Raw genomic sequence first — 18,298 nt, 5'->3', positions numbered from 1 at the left:
TGATCTCCCTCACCGTTGCAAGCATGTTAACGGAACATTGAATTTTACGACCTGCTTAGCGATAACCGCACGGTGCTGCATGTGGTTTTAAAAAAAAGAGCAAATAGTATGTTGTAACTAAATTAAGATGTAATTAAACCCGGCCGAAGCCGGGTGACGTCATTAGCACAGGGGTTTCACCGCTGCGCGCATTCCCTTCAGGAGAATGGCGTCAAGATTCAGGGTGACCTGGTCGACAAGTCCGGAGACCTGCGTGAGATCCTGTTCCCAGTGCTCGCTCACGCTCAATACGGACTGCACCAGCTCACGGGTGCTCAACTGCTGGTCGCGATGCTGTGCCCACAGCTGCTGATAACGTTCCAGCCAGAATGCATCATCCTGTACCGGGTAGTTTTCCCCGTTACGTTCCCCGCGATAAAACGCTATCAATGCAGCCAGCGCGAACGTCAGACGCGCGGGCAGTTGTCCGCTTGCCTTCTGCCCTGCCAGCAGCTGCGGCAGGATGCGGGTGCGGTATTTGGTCATGCCGTTGAGCGCGATGGAAAGCAGCTGGTGTCTGATGTAAGGGTTGCGAAAACGCCCTGTTACCGCGCTGGCGAAAGATTCCAGCTCGTCACGCGGCAGATCGAGGACAGGAATAATCTCCTGATAAATCGCTTTTTCGACGAATGCGCAGATCTCTGCATCATTCATCGCCTCGCCCACCGTATCCAGCCCGGCCTGGAATGCCACCGGCACCAGCGCGGTGTGTGCGCCGTTCAGGATAGCGACTTTGCGCTCTTTGTAGGGCCTGATGTCGTCGACAATCAGCACGTTTAACGGATACTTATCCAGACGGAGTTCCTGTGCAAGGGATGCCGGCCCCTGGATAACGAACAGATAGAAATGTTCAGCCGTGTCCAGGAACCCATCGTGATAACCCAGCTCGGCTTCCATCGTGGCCGCTTCGTCACGCGGGTAACCGGTCACGATACGGTCGACCAGCGTAGAGCAGAAGCTGTTGGCGTCATTTAGCCACTGAATAAAGGCCGCAGGCAGGGCCCACTCCCGGGCATAGCGCAGGACAAGTTCATGCAGCGCAGCGCCGTTGTAGTCAATCAACTCGCACGGAATGATGATCCAGCCTTTATCCGCTGCACCGTTGAAGTGGCTAAAGCGCTCAAACAGCAGCCGCGTCAGCTTCGCCGGGTAGCTAACCGCAGGGGCATCGTCGAATCTGTCCCCCGCGTGGTAGCTGATACCCGCTTCGGTGGTGTTTGAGAAAACAAAACGCATATCCGGATTGTGCGCCAGTTTCAGGAACGCATCATACTGGCCGTAGACGTCGATCCCGGTTAACCGAGCGGATTAGACGGCTCTCGCTCATCGCTTCGCCCTGCCCGTTCAGGCCGCGAATGATAGTGGTATAGAGACCATCCTGAGTGTTCAGCGACGGCGGGAAGTCGCTCTGAATAGGACGAACGATAACCACACCGGCGTTAAGATCGGTATGTTCATTTAGCAGGTCAATTTGCCAGTCGACAAACGCACGCAGGAAGTTGCCTTCACCAAACTGAATAATGCGTTCCGGGTATTGAGCACCGGGAAAATCACGACGGTTGAGCGTGTTCACAAGAGGGTTCCTTTTATGATTAGTCATACAGCCCGATAAGATTGGTACGATAACTTATCAAAACTTAACGACCAGAAACCCTGTTTTGATCAATCCACGGTGTAGTTGTACAAAATAATCATAAGAGCTTATAGAACACGGAGGTGGCCGTCATGGCGCCGTCCGGCATCAGGGCATAGCGCGGGATCTCCCCCACCTTTTGCCAGCCGGCGCGCTGGTAGAACGTCTCGGCGCCGCTGCCGGTGGAGGTATCGAGCACCAGAACGGAAATATCTCTGGCCCGCGCCTCCGCTTCAAGCGCTTCCATCAATGCCATCGCGGCACCTTTCCGGCGCGCTTTCTCGTGAACCAGCAGCTTCGCCACATCGGCGCGATGCGGCTGGTTTTCCGGCTGGTCGACGATCAGCTGCACCGTTCCGATGACGCCGTCCTTCGGGTCGATACTGGCCAGAACGAGGCGCTCGTTGCGCCCTACGCTTTCAGCGATGCCGCGCCAGAACGAACGAGCCTTATCCAGACTAAAGGGAAGCATAAAGCTGACGGATGCCCCGCCGGTCACACAGTTTTCGAGGATCGCGGCCAGCGCATCAAGATGGGTGAGAATGTCGTCTCGGGTGAGGTTTTTAATTTGCAGTGAGGTATTCATTGTTTTTCCTTACGTTGAATACCGTCACTCTGCATTTAACATCTTCTTAACGCAAACGGATCGGACATACGCTTTTGTTATGTTACCGGGCGCGCTGGCGCTGCTGTTTCATGGCATACATCTTTTCATCGGCATCTTTTAACCACTGCTGCAGGTCGTTGCCGTTATGATCGAATTCACTGAGCCCCCACGAGAAATGGAGAGACCATGGATGTAGCTTGCGGGCGTTATAGTTTTCTACCTGCTCGGCAAGATACTGCATGGCAATCCAGGCGCCCTGCTCATCCGTATCCGCGAACAGCACGGCGAACTCGTCCCCGCCAAAACGCACCAGCAGATCCGCCTCACGGAAAGAGGCGCGCATCAGCTGCGCCATCGCTTTCAGCGCCTTATCCCCCTCTTCATGCCCGAAGCGATCGTTAATTTCCTTAAAGCGATCCAAATCCAGCCAGCCGAGCGTGAGCGGCTCAGCGCGACGTCGGGCAACGGAAAGCGTGAACCGCACGAGCTGATTAAAGCCCCGACGGTTGAATAACCCGGTTAATTCATCCGTGGTCGCCGCGCTGATGGCAGCAAATTCATCCTCTGCCAGCGCGCCAAGGTCCCTCAGCACGGCGAGGTCGGTGGCAGAAAACTCGCGGGGAGCGTAATCAATCAGGCACAGCGAGCCAACGCTTGCGCCGTCGCGCAGGCGCAGCGGGAAGCCCGCGTAAAACCGCACGCGAGGCTCACCGGCCACCAGCGGGTTATCCGCAAAGCGATCGTCCTGAAGCATATCCCCCACCACCAGCGGCGCTTCGGTGAGGATCGTATGCCCGCAAAATGAGATATTACGCGGAACGCTTCCGGGTGCCTGACCGTCGGACGACTTAACGATCAGCGAATGCTCATCAATGAGATTGACCATCGCCAGCGGCACCTGGAAGAAGCGTTTTGCCAGACGCGTTAAGCGGTCAAACGCCGGGGAGCTGTCGATCTCAAGCAGACCTGATTCTCGTAGCGAGTTGAGTCTGTCTGTTTCATTTTCAGGGGTTGCAGGTGCTTTCATAATGTCTCCTGACGTAAAGCGTTACTAAAAGCGTAGCTTAAACAGAGACATTGTCAGTGTTCTGACGTCCTGTTAAGCCGCTTACTATTCACGTCAATGCCTTATGACGATTAACGCAGCTATGTTTCACTCCCGGAGGGCGCGGCAATCTGCTCGTCCGCCACCCGGGCGCTGGTACGGTTTCGACCCGCTTTTTTGGAACGATAGAGATGATCGTCCGCTTCGGCCATGAGCTTGTTGAAGACCTCGGTCAGCTGCCAAGACTCAGCCTTTCCGCTGCCGAGGCCAATGCTGACCGTCAGATAGAGCGTCTGGTGACGCCATGTAAAAGGATGACTGGCAACGGTGGATCGTATACGTTCAGCCAGTTCAAAACCATGCCGCGCGTCGCCTGAATTAACCACCACGGCGAACTCTTCCCCGCCCATGCGCGCCACCATGCCGTCCTCACCGACGACCTGCTGAACCTGTCGGGCAAACGACGCCAGCACGCGATCTCCGCACTCGTGGCCGTAGTTATCATTAATGCTCTTGAAATAATCAATATCCAGCAGCATGACGGTCAGAAAACGCGTATGCCGGTGCGTCTCTTCATGCTTTAACGCCTCATAAAGCCCGGAACGCGAGTAGACGTGCGTTAAAAAGTCATAATCCGCCCTCAGTGAAACCTGGCGGATCAGGGAATTAATCGCCGCCATGCTGACGGAAACCATCACCGGACAGATCGCCATCGTGGCGATCCCCAGCCGGGCTGAAAACATCATTGGCGTCGTAAACGGCGTCGCCACGGCAATATTAATAATCGAGTTGGCGACCAGAATAATTTCAGTGGCGCCCGTGACAAACGTCAGCAGACAGGTCGCAGGCAATGAGTAGCGAACCGCACACCAGATAAGCGCAGGCAGAGGAAACGAGAGGCTCCCCGCTCCGCCAATCACCACCGACGCGATCACCGAGACGATCAGCGCAATCACCGGCAGCAGCTGCTCCAGACGTAACCTGAATTCGCGCACGGGCATGCCTATCGTGAGCATACAGGGCACAACAAGCACGCCGGTTGAGAACTGCTCGCTAAACCAGTCGGCAAACAGCGGCCAGAAGGTATGACTGTCAATCCCGACCGACCCTACCGCACCGAGCAAGGCGCAAAGCAGCGCGGCAATCAGACAGTAGTTAAACAGGCGTAATGCGTTAAGCGGATCGGGGGTTTTCTTCATCAGCCGCTTGTCGCGTTGAACCAGCACGGCGACAACGACGATAAAGATCATGTTTGACAGGTTGATCGTCACTGAGGCCAACCCCCAGTTGGTCGTTACCGCGTCGTACAACAGCATCGCGACATAACATACCGCATAGTAATGCAGGCGATTCAGATAAACATAGCGGGCGAAGATCCCTGCCATGACGCCATTCAGCGGCCAGAACAGCGACAGGGCTTCAATGAGCCGTAATTCCGCGCCAACAAAATAGAATAAGGTGGTAAGGATGAAGATCGTCGCTGCATTTCGCAGCGGCGTGTCAACCTGGAACGGCCTGATAGCGGTAAGAGCAGAACGCATTAAATATCATTCCATATGAGAGCTTATGGCAATTATTGCGGTCGTCAGCACGATCTGGACTAACTTGGGATGCATCTATAACACAAATACCACTGGAGCATAACTCGTCAAATTTAGGCGTTCATCTGCAGCACCAGCCAGTGGTGGATGACGCTGACGATATAATTTTGTTGCTGCGCCGTGAGCGTTACGCCCTGTGGAATGTTATGCCATTTTGCCAGACAGCCCCGGCAACAGGTAGCGGTGGCATGCTGGGCGATAAATACCGGGTGACCGCGCATGGGCGTCTGTTTACCGTCGTTGGCGGGGTGCGCGGGCGCAAGGCGCTTTTCGACAAAATCCGCGGCGTGCCGATCAATGGTTTCGGGGCCTTTGTCCCAGCAGTACTGTCTTTCCTTATCGCCTAAGCGAAAGCGCGAGCGAAATGTCGATCGCGCCAGGCGGGAAAAGAGAGGATCCAGATCGGACATCAGTATACGGAACGTCCCAGGCGCTGGGTCAGTTTCTCCAGAACCGCCACGCCGGCAAGGGAATTTCCCGTTTCATCCAGTTCCGGGCTCCAGACGGCTATCGCCATTTCATGTGGCACAATAGCCACGACCCCGCCGCCGACGCCCGATTTAGCAGGAAGCCCAACGCGCCAGGCAAACTCACCGGCGTTTTGATACATCCCGCTGGTGGCCATCAGGGCGTTAACCTGCCGGGCCTGAAGCGGAGAAACCACCTCCTGATCGAGATGCGGCGCGTGCCCCTGGTGCGCAAGGAACAGGAACGTCTGGGCCAGCTCAACGCAGCTCATTTTCAGGGCGCAGTAATGGAAGTAGTTTTGCAGCACGGTCGCCACGTCGTTGTGGAAATTACCGAAGGATTTCATCAGCCACGCGATAGCCGCGTTACGGGCGGAGTGTTCAAACTCCGAGCGTGCCACCACCGCATCATAGGCAATATCGTCAACGCCCGAGAGCTGGCGAACAATCTCCAGCATTCGCTGGCGCGGTGCGCTGAGGCGGCTTTGCAGCATATCGCAGACCACCAGCGCCCCGGCATTGATAAAGGGATTTCGCGGTTTACCCTGTTCAATCTCGAGCTGAAGCAGCGAGTTAAAAGGCTGGCCGGAAGGATCTTTACCGACACGCTGCCAGATCTCTTCTTCTTCATACTGGCGCATCGCCGCAACCAGACTCAGCACTTTCGAAATGGACTGAATGGAGAAACGCTCAGTCGCATCGCCTGCCTGGTATCGCTGTCCGTCGATGGTACAGATAGCAATCCCCAGCTTATTCCCGCTCACCGAGGCAAGGGCCGGAATATAGTCGGCAACCTTCCCCTTTCCAATTAACGGACGAACCTGCGCCAGAATCTCGTCCAACATCTCATTATGGATGACCGCAGCCACACTTTGCTCCTTGCCCTCAGGCTAAAACGGGCTGCGAGTATAACAGAGGCTTATGTATTGCGTCAGGCGCTAAGACGAAAACGCGAAACGGCCTGCAATAAAAGATCGGATTGCTTTTGCAGCCGCTCAGAGGCATCCGAGGCGTCAGAGACCAGCAGGTCCGTCTGACGAGAGACCTGATTCAGCGCCTGAAGCTGGCGCGTCATCCGGTGAATACTGTCTCCCTGGCTGAGCGTGGCGGTTGAGATCTCATTAAGCAAACTGCTTAAATTGCCCACCAGACCGGTGACCTGCTGCAGATTTTCTTCCATCAGGTTAACGGCGCGGGAACCGTCTTCAATACCCTGCAGCGAACGGTTGATCAGCTCCTGAATGGTCTGCGTCGAGTGGCTGCTTTTTCTGGCCAAAAGCCCGACTTCCCTGGCGACGACGGCAAAGCCGCGCCCCTGGTTTCCGGCATGGGCCGCCTCGATGGCCGCATTCAGCGCCAGAATGTTGGTCTGAAACGCCACGCTGTCGATCATCGCCACGATCCCTCGCATCTCAGAAGATCGGTCGACGATCGCCTGCATAGACGCATTCACGGTAGACATCATTCGGTCGCCGCCCACGGCCGCCTGACGCGCCTCATCGGCCCGCGAGCTGGCGAGCCTGGCATAGCCGGTATTCCCTTCCACATGGCTTTCCAGCGCCGCAATATGCGCCGTCACATCCTCAAGCTCTTTCGCCTGGCGCGCTGACTGCTGATACAGCTTCTGGTTACCCTGCGCAAGGGTGTCAATATTCTCCACCATCGTGGCGGTGGCATGGCTCACCTGCGTCACCAGCTGCTGCAGACCGTGCTGCATAGTCGCAATGCTGTCGCTAAGCTGACCTATCTCCCGGTTAAAGCGCATGACGTTCGGCGGGGTGCCGGAGAGATCCCCTGCCGCCAGCCGGTTAATATGCGCTATCAACCGACGCAGCGGCGTAATCACCCATCTGGACATGCCGAACCAGACGACAGCCGCGATGGCAAGCAACAGCACCGGCGCAAACAGGAACAACGTTTGCAGGCCGGAGAGCTGCGCCATTAAGCTCTGACGCCCCTGCATGGCCTGCTTCTCGCTTGCCTGCTGATAGCGCGCATAGTTGTCGTTAAAATCAGACTGAAACGCCTGAGCCGGTACGGCAAAAAACGCGTCGATGGTGTTGGTCTTAATCAAACCTTCAGCCTGCTCGTTGATCGCGCCGTAAAAAAGCTGATAGCTGTTCACCAGGGCGTCGTCTTTCGGCGGATTCAGCGCCAGCCAGGCCTTCCACGCCTGCTGAGAAACCGCCAGCGCCTTTTGCGCATCGTCCATCAGGCTGTGCCAGCTTCCGTCGGAGCCGGTCTCTTTATCCTGCATAAACCAGACGCCGGACCGGTTAAGCAGGTCGCTTGCCGCCAGCAGGGAAACACGGGCCAGATCCAGCTTGCTCTGCTGCTGCCAGGCGAGAAGGTTTTGCTGCTCGTTGCGCTGGGCGTCGTTCAGGGAAGCGTTAAGCAGGAATGAGGAGGAGAGCTGCAGCGCGGAGAAAAGGCCAATAATGCAAAAGATACCCGTCAGCAGGCCAAAGTGACGAGGGGTGAGACGCTGCGCAATACGGCGAAAAATTTGCGTTAGGTTCATAATTATCTTCATTAACAAGGCGTTAGACGCGTGCGAGTCTACGAAATGAAAATGACAGAACCATTGCAGATAAATGACAACGGCCCTCGTGATGAGGGCCGAAATCACAGGCGGGCGATAAATTACACGCGATCCTTCCAGACCGTCTGAACGTTGCAGAACTCGTGCAGCCCAAAGTGGGAAAGCTCGCGACCAAAGCCGCTTTTCTTCACGCCGCCGAAGGCCACGCGCGCGTCGCTGGCGCTAAAGCCGTTGATAAACACCCCGCCGCACTCCAGTTCGCGGGAGAATTTATCCGCCAGCGCTGCGTCAGCGGTGAAGACGGTAGCGGACAGGCCAAAGTCGCTGTCGTTGGCAAGCGTAAGGGCGTGCTCCGCGTCTGTTGCTACCGTAACGGCCGCGACCGGACCAAACAGTTCCTGGCGGAACGCCGTCATCGACGGGGTGACGTTGGTCAGCACGGTTGGCGCGTAGTAATTGCCCTCTCCGCTGATTTTCTCTCCGCCCAGCAGCAGCGTTGCCCCTTCGGCCAGGGTGGCCTGCACCTGCTGATGCAGCTCATCGCGCAGGTCAAAACGCGCCATCGGGCCCAGGTAGTTCTCTTCTTCTTCCGGCGTGCCCATCTTTAACGCGGCGACGGCGTCGACGAAGCGGCGGGTAAAGGTATCCGCAATCCCTTCTTCCACAATGAAGCGTTTGGCCGCCGCGCACACCTGCCCGGTATTCTGGAAGCGCCCCGCCACCGCCGCCTTTACGGCAAGATCCAGGTCGGCATCGTTGAGAACGATAAACGGGTCGGAACCGCCCAGCTCAAGAACGCATTTTTTCAGCGCGGCTCCTGCCTGCGCGCCAATGGCCGCACCGGCACGCACGCTGCCGGTGACGGTCACCGCCGCAATACGGCGATCGTTAATCGCCTGGCTTACGCCGTCATTGGTGGCGTTCACCCAGCCGAATACACCTTCAGGGAAACCGGCATCCGCAAAGATCTGCCCAATAAGATCCGCAGAGCCGAGCACGTTTGGCGCATGCTTAAGCAGATAGCTGTTACCTGCCAGCAGGATCGGCACCGCGCCGCGCAGCACCTGCCAGAGCGGGAAGTTCCAGGGCATTACCGCGAGAATCGGCCCCAGCGGACGGTATTCAATAACAGCGTTGTGGTTTTCCACCAGCGTGGATTCCGCACGCAGCATCGCCGGGCCATGCTCGGCATACCAGTCGCACAGACCGGCGGATTTTGCCACTTCCGCCCGCGCCTGCAGGATGGGTTTCCCCATTTCACGGGAGATGGTCTGCGCCATCTCTTCCGCGCGATTTCGCAGCGCGGCGCCGAGATCCCGCAGCTTCTGCGCCCGATGGGACACGCTTTCGCGTCGCCACTGGCGATACCCCGCGTCTGACTGATAAATCGCGCGTTCAACCTCTTCCGGCGTCGCCCAGGCGAAGGCACCGAGGGTTTCCCCCGTTGCCGGGTTAACGGACAGGGCATGTGTAGCAGATGAATATTTCATGATGTTCTCCACGCATTTCGGTTGATTGATTGTGGCTCACTCTGCTATTTCTTAAAAATGAATAATACTAACCACCTTATTCACGAAACGAGAATGCTATGGACTTAACCCAGCTTGAAATGTTTAACGCCGTCGCGCTGACGGGCAGCATCACCCAGGCGGCGCAAAAGGTGCATCGCGTGCCGTCTAACCTGACCACTCGCATCCGCCAGCTGGAAGCCGATCTTGGCGTTGAGCTGTTTATTCGTGAGAACCAGCGTTTGCGCTTATCCCCCGCCGGGCATAACTTCCTGCGCTACAGCAGGCAGATCCTCGCCCTGGTGGATGAAGCGCGCATGGTCGTCGCGGGTGATGAGCCGCAGGGGTTATTTGCCCTCGGCGCGCTGGAAAGCACCGCCGCGGTGCGCATTCCCGAAACGCTGGCGCAGTTTAACCAGCGCTATCCGCGCATCCAGTTTGCCCTTTCTACCGGGCCTTCCGGGACGATGATTGATGGCGTACTGGAGGGAACCCTCAGCGCCGCCTTTGTCGATGGGCCGCTGTCGCACCCGGAGCTGGAGGGCATGCCGGTCTACCGGGAAGAGATGATGCTTGTCACGCCTGCCGGTCATGCGGAGGTCGCCCGCGCCACGCAGGTCAGCGGCAGCGACGTTTACGCCTTTCGCGCAAACTGCTCGTACCGTCGACATCTGGAAAGCTGGTTTCATGCGGACAGAGCCACGCCCGGCCGCATTCATGAAATGGAGTCCTATCACGGCATGCTCGCCTGCGTCATTGCGGGCGCGGGTATCGCGCTGATGCCGCGCTCGATGCTGGAGAGTATGCCGGGACATCATCAGGTTGAAGCCTGGCCGCTGGCGGAAAACTGGCGCTGGCTCACTACCTGGCTGGTGTGGCGGCGCGGGGCGATGACCCGCCAGCTGGAAGCCTTTATAGCGCTGCTAAACGAACGTCTTCAACCAGCGCCTTCTCCATAAACAGGCTGAGCGGATCGTCAGCGTACGGGGCAAACGCCGGACGCAAATCGTACCCGCACTGCTCGTACAGGCGAACCGCGGCGCGCTGTTTGATGCCCGTCTCCAGCCTTACCGTGTGGCAATGACGGCTCAGGGCCTCATCTTCCAGGGCGGCCAGCAGCGTTTCACCCAGATGCTGCCCGCGATGGGCCGGATCGATATAAACCCGCTTCATCTCCCCCGTTCCGTCGCCGTTGAGCACGATGGCGCCGCAGCCCACGGCGTGCAGCTGCTGGTCACGAATGACCATCAGGATCAGCGAGGCTTCCGGCAGCGCGGACAGGTCGAGAAGATGATTGCTTTCGGCGGGATAGAGTTCGCTCTGGTAGCGGTCAAGCGCCGCGATCAGGTTGAGAATGTCCGGATGACGTGCAGATTCAGAGGTAATGGAATACATGGCAGGCTCCTTGCTGTTTTTATATCAACATAGCTCAGGCCTGCCGGGGTGGTTCATAGTATTAACTTATAGCGCGTCACTCGGCTAGCGCAGGAAGATTCGCCCTTTCAGATACAGGGTCGCCTGGCCGCCAATCAGCACGCGGTCGCCCTTCAGCTCGCAGCGCAGATCCCCGCCACGGTATGACACCTGGCGGGCATTGAGTGACGTTTTGCCCAGCTTTTCGCTCCAGTAAGGGATCAACATGCTGTGGGCGGATCCGGTGACCGGATCTTCCGGCACCCCTTCGCCCGGGCAGAAGAAGCGGCTGACGAAGTCATACTCTTCTCCCGGGGCCGTCACGCAGACCATTTTATCCAGCGGAAGCATGGCCCCGATATCCGGCGTTAACGCTTCAACCTGCTGCTGGCTCTCCAGCACCACCATGTAATCGCGTCCGACGCGCACCTCTTTTGCCGCGGTGATGCCCAGCGCGCTAAACAGCAGCGCAGGTGGGTTCTCGACAACCTCCGTCGACCACGCGGGGAAGTTCAGCGTCAGCCAGTCGCCGCTGCGTTTGACGGTCAGCTCGCCGACAAAGCGCGTGGTGAAGGTGATTTCGGTATGCGGGTAATCAAGGTATTCGAAAATGACGTGCGATGCGGCAAGCGTAGCGTGACCGCAGAGGTTAATTTCATCCAGCGTGGTAAACCAGCGCAGCTCAAACCCGCCGTCGGTGCGCACGAAAAAGGCGGTCTCAGACTGGTTATGCTGCTGCGCCATTTTGAGCAGCGTCTCGTCCGGCAGCCACTCTTCCAGAGGACATACCGCTGCGGCGTTGCCGCCAAAGGTTTTATCGCTGAAGGCATCCACCAGATAAAAATCAATTTCCTGCATTGTCTCTTCCTCTCTTGTTATGGATTTTTAGCGCAGAAAAACTGTGCCTTTCAGATAAAGCGCGGCCTGCCCGCTCATCAGCACGCGCGAACCTTTCAGCTCACAGCGTACATCGCCGCCGCGCGCGGAAACCTGACGGGCAAACATCGTGGTTTTGCCCAGCTTTTCGCTCCAGTACGGGATCAGCATGGTATGTGCGGAGCCGGTGACCGGGTCTTCCGGGACGGAAACGCCCGGTGAGAAAAAGCGGCTGACAAAATCATATTCCCCCTCACCGCGCGCCGTAACGCTCACCTTATGCTCGCCTGGCGTCATCGCCGAGAAGCGTGGCGCAAGCGCTTCAACCTGCTGGCGATTCTCCAGAACGATCAGCCAGGCGCGCCCTTTACGGGCTTCAACGTAGCGGCTGATACCCAGCGCCGAGAGCATCTCCGGCGGGGGTGTCTCTTCATGGGTTGGGCATGCCGGGAAGTCCAGCGTCATCCACTCCCCCTCCCGGCTGACCGTCAGGCGGCCAGAGGCGGTATCAAAGTGGATCCGCGAATCCGGGTAATCCAGCTCGGTAAACAGCACGTGCGCGGCCGCAAGCGTAGCGTGGCCGCAGAGATTGACTTCGGTAAGCGTGGTAAACCAGCGTAGCTCAATGCCCCCTTTACTGCAGACGAAAAAAGCCGTCTCCGACTGATTATGCTGCTGCGCCATTTTCAGCAAGGTCTCATCGGGTAACCATTCCTTGAGCGGGCAAACGGCGGCCGGATTGCCGCCAAATGAGGTATCGCTGAACGCATCTACCAGATAAAAATCAATCTCCTGCATTGTCTTACCGCCTGTTTTTATTGTGTTGTTCTTTTATATTCAATGAAAACGGCGTTCCCGGCTACCGCTTTCATAAGGTAAATATTGAGATCTGCATCACATAATGGTTGAGTTTTCGCCGTTCAACGTTTTAAGATCGTCTCCTCTTCTTTTCAGCAACGAATCTCCGACATCCCTATGACAACGAACACAGTTTCCCGCAGGGTTGCGTGGCTACGCGTGGTCACGCTGGCCATTGCCGCGTTTATTTTTAACACCACAGAATTTGTTCCGGTTGGGCTGTTGTCTGACATCGCTGAAAGTTTCCAGATGGAAACGGCGCAGGTGGGCATTATGTTGACCATCTACGCCTGGGTAGTGGCGCTGATGTCCTTACCGTTTATGCTTTTGACCAGCCAGATGGAGCGGCGCAGGCTGCTGATCGGTCTGTTTGTCTTGTTCATCGCGAGCCACGTGCTGTCGTTTATGGCATGGAATTTTACGGTGCTGGTCATTAGCCGTATCGGCATTGCCTTTGCCCATGCGGTGTTCTGGTCGATCACCGCGTCGCTGGCTATTCGACTCGCACCGGCGGGGAAACGCGCCCAGGCGCTGAGCCTGATTGCCACCGGTACCGCGCTGGCGATGGTGCTGGGTCTGCCGATTGGCCGCATCGTGGGGCAATACTTCGGCTGGCGCACGACCTTCTTCGCCATCGGTATGGGCGCGCTGGCGACGCTGGTATGCCTGATTAAACTGCTGCCCGCGCTGCCGAGCGAACATTCCGGCTCGCTGAAAAGCCTGCCGCTGCTGATGCGTCGCCCTGCGCTACTGAGCATCTACCTGCTGACCGCCATCGTCGTGACGGCACACTACACGGCGTACAGCTACATTGAACCGTTTGTACAGGTGGTGGCGGGCTTTAGCGCCAGCTTTGCCACCGTCTTACTGCTGATCCTCGGCGGCGCGGGCATTATCGGCAGCGTGCTGTTTGGCAAGCTGGGTAACCGACACGCCTCCTTGCTGGTGAGCAGCGCCATCGGCCTGCTGCTGGGCTGTCTGCTGTTGCTGATGCCCGCCGCGGGCAGTGAAAGCCATCTGGCGATCCTCAGCCTGTTCTGGGGCGTGGCGATCATGATTATTGGCCTGGGTATGCAGGTGAAAGTGCTGGCCCTGGCGCCGGATGCGACGGACGTCGCCATGTCGCTGTTCTCGGGGATTTTCAATCTGGGCATTGGCGCGGGGGCGCTGGTGGGAAATCAGGTCATCCTGCACGTGTCGATGTCGGCCATTGGCAACCTGGGGGCTATTCCGGCGCTGGTGGCGCTGGTCTGGTCGGTGCTCATCTTCCGTAAATGGCCGGTGGCGCTGGAGGAGCAGGGTCAGCACGGGTGAGCCTTCTTGCCGGGTGGCGGCTTCGCCTTACCCGGCAATCACATCAATGATAGGTCTTAATAATTTCCAGCACGCCGTTAATAATAAACTGCACGCCCATACAGACCAGTAAGAAGCCCATTAGCCGGGAAATCGCCTCGATACCGCCCTTGCCTACCCAGCGCATGATGGCGCCGGAGCTGCGCAGCGACGCCCACACGATAACCCCGATAATCGCAAAAATCAGCGGTGGCGCAACCGTCAGCACCCAGTCCGGGAAGGTTGCGCTGTCACGCACCGTCGAGGCGGAGCTGATGATCATCGCGATGGTACCAGGCCCCGCCGTGCTCGGCATGGCAATCGGAACAAAGGCGATATTCGCACTCGGTTCGGTTTCCAGCTCTTCCGATTTGCTGGCCGCTTCCGGCGACTCATGCGCTTTTTGCGCCGGGAACAGCATGCGGAAACCGATAAAGGCCACAATCAGCCCCCCGGCGATACGCAGGCCAGGGATGGAAATCCCGAAGGTGTTCATCACCACCTGTCCGGCATAGTAAGCCACCATCATGATGGCAAACACATACACCGAGGCCATCATCGACTGATGGTTGCGCTCGGCGCTGTTCATATTCCCTGCCAGCCCGAGGAACAGCGCCACCGTCGTTAACGGGTTAGCCAACGGCAGCAAGACCACCAGCCCAAGGCTGATTGCTTTTATTAAATCCAACATAGTGCGTTGTCGTCCTTATCCATATTTAACACAGCAATTATAGGGTGAAAGTGTGACATTGAGCCATGGGCGCAACGCAACGATTATTTCCGTCCTGGAAAGATAACTCACAGTTATCTATATGATTTGAAAGACCTCAAAAAAAGTTCATGAACCGTTTTAGCAATTCGTGGCATCGGCTGACTCATTCAGTTGACTTATACTTGCCTGAGCAATAATATCTGCCGTGACTAACTACTTGCCAGGGCAACCATTGTGAAAAGCACCAGTGATATCTTTAACGACGTTGTTCCGCTGGGTCGTCTTATTCATATGGTAAATCAGAAAAAAGATCGCCTGCTCAATGACTATCTGTCACCGCTGGATATCACCGCAACACAGTTCAAAGTGCTGTGTTCCATTCGCTGCGAAGTGTGTATTACACCGGTTGAGCTGAAAAAGGTGCTCTCTGTCGATCTGGGCGCGTTAACCCGCATGCTCGATCGTCTCGTCTGCAAAGGATGGATAGAACGAAGCCCTAACCCGAATGACAAACGCGGCGTACTGGTGAAGCTAACCAGCGATGGCGCGGCCATGTGCGAGCAATGTCATCAATTAGTAGGACAAACACTGCATCAGGAACTAACAAAAAACTTAACGGCAGATGAAGTGGCAACCCTTGAGCTTTTGCTCAAGAAAATACTGCCGTAAACAGAAAAAGAGGTATGACGATGTCCAGACGCAATACTGACGCTATCACCATTCATAGCATTTTGGACTGGATCGAAGATAACCTGGAATCGCCGCTCTCCCTTGAAAAAGTGTCAGAGCGTTCAGGTTACTCCAAATGGCACCTGCAACGGATGTTCAAAAAAGAGACCGGTCATTCATTAGGTCAATACATTCGCAGCCGCAAGCTGACGGAAATTGCCCAGAAACTGAAAGAAAGCAATGAGCCGATCCTTTATCTGGCGGAACGTTACGGATTTGAATCGCAGCAAACCCTGACGCGTACGTTCAAGAACTATTTTGACGTGCCGCCTCATAAGTACCGAATCACCAGCGTGCCGGGCGAATCCCGCTACCTGTATCCGTTAAAACACTGTAGTTAATCATCGCCTGTAAAGACGTAACCGAGGAAATCATGAAAGTTACCGCCTCCGCCGCCCTCGCCTTGCTGGTGCTGTTCTCCAGCCAGACCTTCGCGGAGCAAACCCCTCGTGCAACGCAGCAAAATAATCCTGATACGATAATTTTGCCGTCCGCACATGACCAGTCGCCTTATGATTTCAATCATATGGGTGCTGGTAGCGACAAATCCGACGAATTAGGCGTGCCTTATTATAATCAGCACGGCCTCTGATTCGTTTTTGCCCCGCAGACGCGGGGCTTTTTTTATGCCTTTCTTACCCGCGTCGCCCGACGAACCCGCAGACCAAACACGTTAATGTACAGCCCGGCCATGATCAGCACGGCGCCAAACAGCTGCAGCGCGCTTAGCGTTTCACCCAGCAAAATCGCTGCGCTGGCCAGTCCTACCACCGGCACCAGCAGAGATAACGGTGCAACGCGCCAGGTTTCATAGCGCCCCAGCAGCGATCCCCAGATCCCGTAGCCCACAATGGTGGCGACAAAGGCCAGATAGACAAGAGAAAGGATTGTGGTCAGATCGATTTCGACCAGACTGTTCAGCATCACATCCGGACCATCCAGAATAAACGACGCCGCCAGAAACGGGATTATCGGGATCAGCGCGCTCCAGACCACCAGAGACATCACCGCCGGGCGCGCCTCGTGCTGCATAATCAGCTTGTTGAAGATATTCCCGCAGGCCCAGCTCAGCCCCGCCGCCAGCGTCAGCATAAAGCCGAGCAGCGCCACATGCTGACCATTCAGGCTGGCTTCAATGAGCACCAGCACGCCGAACACCGCCAGCGTAATGCCCGCCAGCTGTTTGCCCTGCAGACGTTCACCAAATACGAAGGCGCCGAGAATAATGGTAAAGAACGCCTGCGCCTGCAACACCAGCGAGGCCAGACCGGCCGGCATACCGAACTTGATGGCGCAGAAGAGAAACGCGAACTGGCCGAAGCTGATGGTCAGACCGTAGCCCAGCAGCAGTTTAAAGGGGATCTTTGGACGCGCCACAAAGAAGATGGCCGGGAATGCGACCAGCAGAAAACGCAAACCGGCCAGCATCAGCGGCGGCATGTTGTGTAACCCCAGCTTGATGACCACAAAATTCAGCCCCCATACTACGACCACCAGCAACGCCAGCAGTCCGTCTTTACGCGTCATACCCTGCCCCTGAATTATTAATTATTTGTTAACAGTTCAAGGTAACAGAAAAAAGCGGGCGGCGAGAAGATCATTAATTCTGGCAGGCAGCTGAAGCACTTAGGGATAAATCAGGTGCTATACAAGCCCCTTATGTCGTGATACTCCTTTTAGGACACAACATAAAAAGCATAAGCAACTGTCGGGCAGGAATATGAAACCATCTCTCAGGCGCTCAACCGCAGCGCTGCTGGCATCGTCATTGTTATTAACCATTGGTCGGGGGGCAACGCTGCCGTTTATGACCATTTATCTCACGCGCGTCTACAGCATGAGCGTTGAGAATATTGGTTATGCCCTGACGATTGCGCTGACTATCGGCGTAGTGTTCAGCCTGGGATTTGGCATTCTTGCCGATAAGTTTGATAAAAAGCGCTACATGCTGATCGCGATCGTGGCCTTCATCGCCGGATTTGTCGCGATCCCGCTGGTCGATAACGTCTCGCTGGTGGTGCTGTTCTTTGCGCTGATCAACTGCGCCTATTCCGTCTTTTCGACAGTGCTGAAGGCCTGGTTCTCCGACGTGCTTACCGCAAGCCAGAAAGCGCGCGTCTTCTCGCTTAACTACAGCTTTCTGAACATTGGCTGGACGATCGGGCCGCCGATTGGCACCCTGCTGGTGATGTACAGCCTGCAGCTGCCGTTCTGGCTGGCGGCCTTCTGCGCCGCGCTGCCGCTCGGATTCATCCATTTCTTCGTGCAGAAAAGCGTTGCGCTCGATACCGCAGAGGAGAAGATGCCCTGGCAGCCGTCGGTGCTGCTGAAAGACCGCGCGCTGTTCTGGTATACGCTCTCTGGCCTGCTCGCCTCTTACGTGGGCGGATCGTTCGCCAGCTGCATTTCGCAGTATGTTCTGGCCGCCCATGCCGATAGCGATTTTGCGCAGAAGGTCGTTGCCGTGGTACTTCCCGTCAACGCCGCCGTGGTGGTGACGCTGCAGTACGCGCTGGGCCGCAGGATCTCTGCCAGCAATATTCGCCCGCTGATGACCCTCGCCACCCTGTTTTTTATCGTGGGGCTGGGGGGATTTATGGTCTCTGGAGAAAACCTGGTTTACTGGGGCATCGCTGCCGCCATATTTACCCTGGGTGAGATTATCTATGCACCGGGCGAATATATGCTGATCGACAACATTGCCCCGCCGGGAATGAAGGCAAGCTATTTCTCCGCTCAGGCGCTGGGCTGGCTCGGCGCGGCGGCAAACCCGATGATCACCGGTATTATTCTGACCAACCTGCCGCACTGGTCGTTATTTGTCATCATGATGGTCGCCATCGTCATTGCGTGGCTGATGATTTTGCGTGGGATGAGCGTGAAGGCGTGGTGCGAGTCACCGAAGGTGGCGTAGCGCTTCCAGGCCGGGTGAGGCG

Annotated in this window: 18 protein-coding genes and 1 pseudogene; 6 read left to right on the top strand and 13 right to left on the bottom strand. The window is 56.6% G+C overall.

Annotation, left to right across the window (positions count from 1 at the left end):
- Positions 1-162 precede the first annotated feature (162 nt).
- From WM95_RS12380 to sad, 8 genes and pseudogenes are all read right to left on the bottom strand, one after another.
- A pseudogene (locus tag WM95_RS12380) lies at positions 163-1,612 on the bottom strand (tagaturonate reductase).
- 118 nt (positions 1,613-1,730) lie between these two features.
- Positions 1,731-2,258: a GNAT family N-acetyltransferase gene (locus tag WM95_RS12375; RefSeq protein WP_063409652.1), complete on the bottom strand. Its 528-nt coding sequence runs from the start codon at positions 2,256-2,258 to the stop codon at positions 1,731-1,733.
- An 82-nt stretch (positions 2,259-2,340) separates the two neighbouring features.
- The gene (locus tag WM95_RS12370) at positions 2,341-3,306 is read right to left on the bottom strand and encodes a sensor domain-containing diguanylate cyclase (protein WP_063409651.1); all 966 of its coding nucleotides are present in this window, start codon (positions 3,304-3,306) and stop codon (positions 2,341-2,343) included.
- A 119-nt stretch (positions 3,307-3,425) separates the two neighbouring features.
- A complete protein-coding gene (locus WM95_RS12365; RefSeq protein WP_063409650.1) occupies positions 3,426-4,865 on the bottom strand; it encodes a sensor domain-containing diguanylate cyclase in 1,440 nt (479 codons plus the stop codon).
- A 113-nt stretch (positions 4,866-4,978) separates the two neighbouring features.
- Positions 4,979-5,335 (bottom strand): DUF4186 domain-containing protein, encoded by a 357-nt coding sequence (locus WM95_RS12360; protein ID WP_045354969.1) that lies wholly within the window; start codon positions 5,333-5,335, stop codon positions 4,979-4,981.
- Positions 5,335-6,261 carry a glutaminase B gene (gene glsB, locus WM95_RS12355; RefSeq protein WP_023311792.1) on the bottom strand — a complete coding sequence of 309 codons (927 nt, stop codon included), beginning with the start codon at positions 6,259-6,261 and terminating at the stop codon, positions 5,335-5,337. The genes WM95_RS12360 and glsB overlap by 1 nt, the downstream gene beginning before the upstream one ends.
- Before the next feature lie 62 nt (positions 6,262-6,323).
- Entirely contained in the window at positions 6,324-7,913 is a 1,590-nt protein-coding gene (locus WM95_RS12350) for a methyl-accepting chemotaxis protein (protein ID WP_063409649.1), read from the bottom strand.
- Between the two features lie 122 nt (positions 7,914-8,035).
- A complete protein-coding gene (gene sad / locus WM95_RS12345; protein ID WP_063409648.1) occupies positions 8,036-9,424 on the bottom strand; it encodes a succinate-semialdehyde dehydrogenase in 1,389 nt (462 codons plus the stop codon).
- A 98-nt stretch (positions 9,425-9,522) separates the two neighbouring features.
- Between sad and ptrR the strand changes: the two genes are divergently transcribed.
- Complete coding sequence (ptrR, locus tag WM95_RS12340) at positions 9,523-10,401, top strand: putrescine utilization regulator PtrR (RefSeq protein WP_033145537.1); 879 nt, start codon at positions 9,523-9,525, stop codon at positions 10,399-10,401.
- Here the strand turns inward: ptrR and WM95_RS12335 are convergent.
- From WM95_RS12335 to WM95_RS12325, 3 genes are all read right to left on the bottom strand, one after another.
- Positions 10,355-10,837 carry a GNAT family N-acetyltransferase gene (locus tag WM95_RS12335; RefSeq protein ID WP_029741250.1) on the bottom strand — a complete coding sequence of 161 codons (483 nt, stop codon included), beginning with the start codon at positions 10,835-10,837 and terminating at the stop codon, positions 10,355-10,357. The two genes, ptrR and WM95_RS12335, sit on opposite strands and share 47 nt — an antisense overlap.
- An 84-nt stretch (positions 10,838-10,921) precedes the next feature.
- The gene (locus WM95_RS12330) at positions 10,922-11,713 is read right to left on the bottom strand and encodes a PhzF family phenazine biosynthesis protein (protein WP_059445496.1); all 792 of its coding nucleotides are present in this window, start codon (positions 11,711-11,713) and stop codon (positions 10,922-10,924) included.
- Positions 11,714-11,740: 27 nt separating this feature from the next.
- Positions 11,741-12,529 (bottom strand): PhzF family phenazine biosynthesis protein, encoded by a 789-nt coding sequence (locus WM95_RS12325; RefSeq protein ID WP_063409647.1) that lies wholly within the window; start codon positions 12,527-12,529, stop codon positions 11,741-11,743.
- 177 nt (positions 12,530-12,706) lie between these two features.
- Here WM95_RS12325 and WM95_RS12320 point away from each other — a divergent pair, with 177 nt between their 5' ends.
- Positions 12,707-13,903: a sugar transporter gene (locus WM95_RS12320; RefSeq protein WP_088544789.1), complete on the top strand. Its 1,197-nt coding sequence runs from the start codon at positions 12,707-12,709 to the stop codon at positions 13,901-13,903.
- 43 nt (positions 13,904-13,946) lie between these two features.
- Here WM95_RS12320 and WM95_RS12315 read toward each other — a convergent pair whose 3' ends face one another.
- Positions 13,947-14,612, bottom strand: a complete 666-nt coding sequence (locus tag WM95_RS12315; protein WP_023311775.1) for a MarC family NAAT transporter — start codon at positions 14,610-14,612, stop codon at positions 13,947-13,949.
- 255 nt (positions 14,613-14,867) lie between these two features.
- Between WM95_RS12315 and marR the strand changes: the two genes are divergently transcribed.
- From marR to marB, 3 genes are read left to right on the top strand one after another with little or no spacing between them, the layout of a single operon-like run.
- A complete protein-coding gene (gene marR / locus WM95_RS12310) occupies positions 14,868-15,302 on the top strand; it encodes a multiple antibiotic resistance transcriptional regulator MarR (protein WP_008502236.1) in 435 nt (144 codons plus the stop codon).
- Positions 15,303-15,322: 20 nt separating this feature from the next.
- Positions 15,323-15,703 (top strand): MDR efflux pump AcrAB transcriptional activator MarA, encoded by a 381-nt coding sequence (gene marA, locus WM95_RS12305; protein ID WP_008502237.1) that lies wholly within the window; start codon positions 15,323-15,325, stop codon positions 15,701-15,703.
- A gap of 32 nt (positions 15,704-15,735) precedes the next feature.
- Complete coding sequence (gene marB / locus WM95_RS12300; RefSeq protein WP_023311774.1) at positions 15,736-15,954, top strand: multiple antibiotic resistance protein MarB; 219 nt, start codon at positions 15,736-15,738, stop codon at positions 15,952-15,954.
- Between the two features lie 32 nt (positions 15,955-15,986).
- Here the strand turns inward: marB and eamA are convergent, their stop codons facing one another.
- On the bottom strand, positions 15,987-16,889 hold the full coding sequence (gene eamA / locus WM95_RS12295) for an O-acetylserine/cysteine exporter (protein ID WP_059445499.1): 903 nt from the start codon (positions 16,887-16,889) through the stop codon (positions 15,987-15,989).
- Positions 16,890-17,082: 193 nt separating this feature from the next.
- On the opposite strand from eamA, the gene ydeE reads away from it, so the two are divergent.
- Positions 17,083-18,276 (top strand): efflux MFS transporter YdeE, encoded by a 1,194-nt coding sequence (ydeE, locus tag WM95_RS12290; RefSeq protein WP_063409646.1) that lies wholly within the window; start codon positions 17,083-17,085, stop codon positions 18,274-18,276.
- Positions 18,277-18,298 lie beyond the last annotated feature (22 nt).

It is taken from the genome of Enterobacter cloacae complex sp. ECNIH7, assembly GCF_002208095.1.
Taxonomy (GTDB): domain Bacteria; phylum Pseudomonadota; class Gammaproteobacteria; order Enterobacterales; family Enterobacteriaceae; genus Enterobacter; species Enterobacter cloacae_M.
The sequence above is the reverse complement of the archived record's forward strand: the minus strand, read 5'-3'. Positions and strand labels throughout refer to the sequence as shown.

Bases quoted from the DNA above. Each gene is read 5' to 3' on its own strand.
- WM95_RS12375 (WP_063409652.1), bottom strand. From the start codon at position 2,258: ATGAATACCTCACTGCAAATTAAAAACCTCACCCGAGACGACATTCTC.
- WM95_RS12370 (WP_063409651.1), bottom strand. From the start codon at position 3,306: ATGAAAGCACCTGCAACCCCTGAAAATGAAACAGACAGACTCAACTCG.
- WM95_RS12365 (WP_063409650.1), bottom strand. From the start codon at position 4,865: ATGCGTTCTGCTCTTACCGCTATCAGGCCGTTCCAGGTTGACACGCCG.
- WM95_RS12360 (WP_045354969.1), bottom strand. From the start codon at position 5,335: ATGTCCGATCTGGATCCTCTCTTTTCCCGCCTGGCGCGATCGACATTT.
- WM95_RS12350 (WP_063409649.1), bottom strand. From the start codon at position 7,913: ATGAACCTAACGCAAATTTTTCGCCGTATTGCGCAGCGTCTCACCCCT.
- sad (WP_063409648.1), bottom strand. From the start codon at position 9,424: ATGAAATATTCATCTGCTACACATGCCCTGTCCGTTAACCCGGCAACG.
- ptrR (WP_033145537.1), top strand. From the start codon at position 9,523: ATGGACTTAACCCAGCTTGAAATGTTTAACGCCGTCGCGCTGACGGGC.
- WM95_RS12335 (WP_029741250.1), bottom strand. From the start codon at position 10,837: ATGTATTCCATTACCTCTGAATCTGCACGTCATCCGGACATTCTCAAC.
- WM95_RS12330 (WP_059445496.1), bottom strand. From the start codon at position 11,713: ATGCAGGAAATTGATTTTTATCTGGTGGATGCCTTCAGCGATAAAACC.
- WM95_RS12325 (WP_063409647.1), bottom strand. From the start codon at position 12,529: ATGCAGGAGATTGATTTTTATCTGGTAGATGCGTTCAGCGATACCTCA.
- WM95_RS12320 (WP_088544789.1), top strand. From the start codon at position 12,707: ATGACAACGAACACAGTTTCCCGCAGGGTTGCGTGGCTACGCGTGGTC.
- WM95_RS12315 (WP_023311775.1), bottom strand. From the start codon at position 14,612: ATGTTGGATTTAATAAAAGCAATCAGCCTTGGGCTGGTGGTCTTGCTG.
- marA (WP_008502237.1), top strand. From the start codon at position 15,323: ATGTCCAGACGCAATACTGACGCTATCACCATTCATAGCATTTTGGAC.
- marB (WP_023311774.1), top strand. From the start codon at position 15,736: ATGAAAGTTACCGCCTCCGCCGCCCTCGCCTTGCTGGTGCTGTTCTCC.
- eamA (WP_059445499.1), bottom strand. From the start codon at position 16,889: ATGACGCGTAAAGACGGACTGCTGGCGTTGCTGGTGGTCGTAGTATGG.
- ydeE (WP_063409646.1), top strand. From the start codon at position 17,083: ATGAAACCATCTCTCAGGCGCTCAACCGCAGCGCTGCTGGCATCGTCA.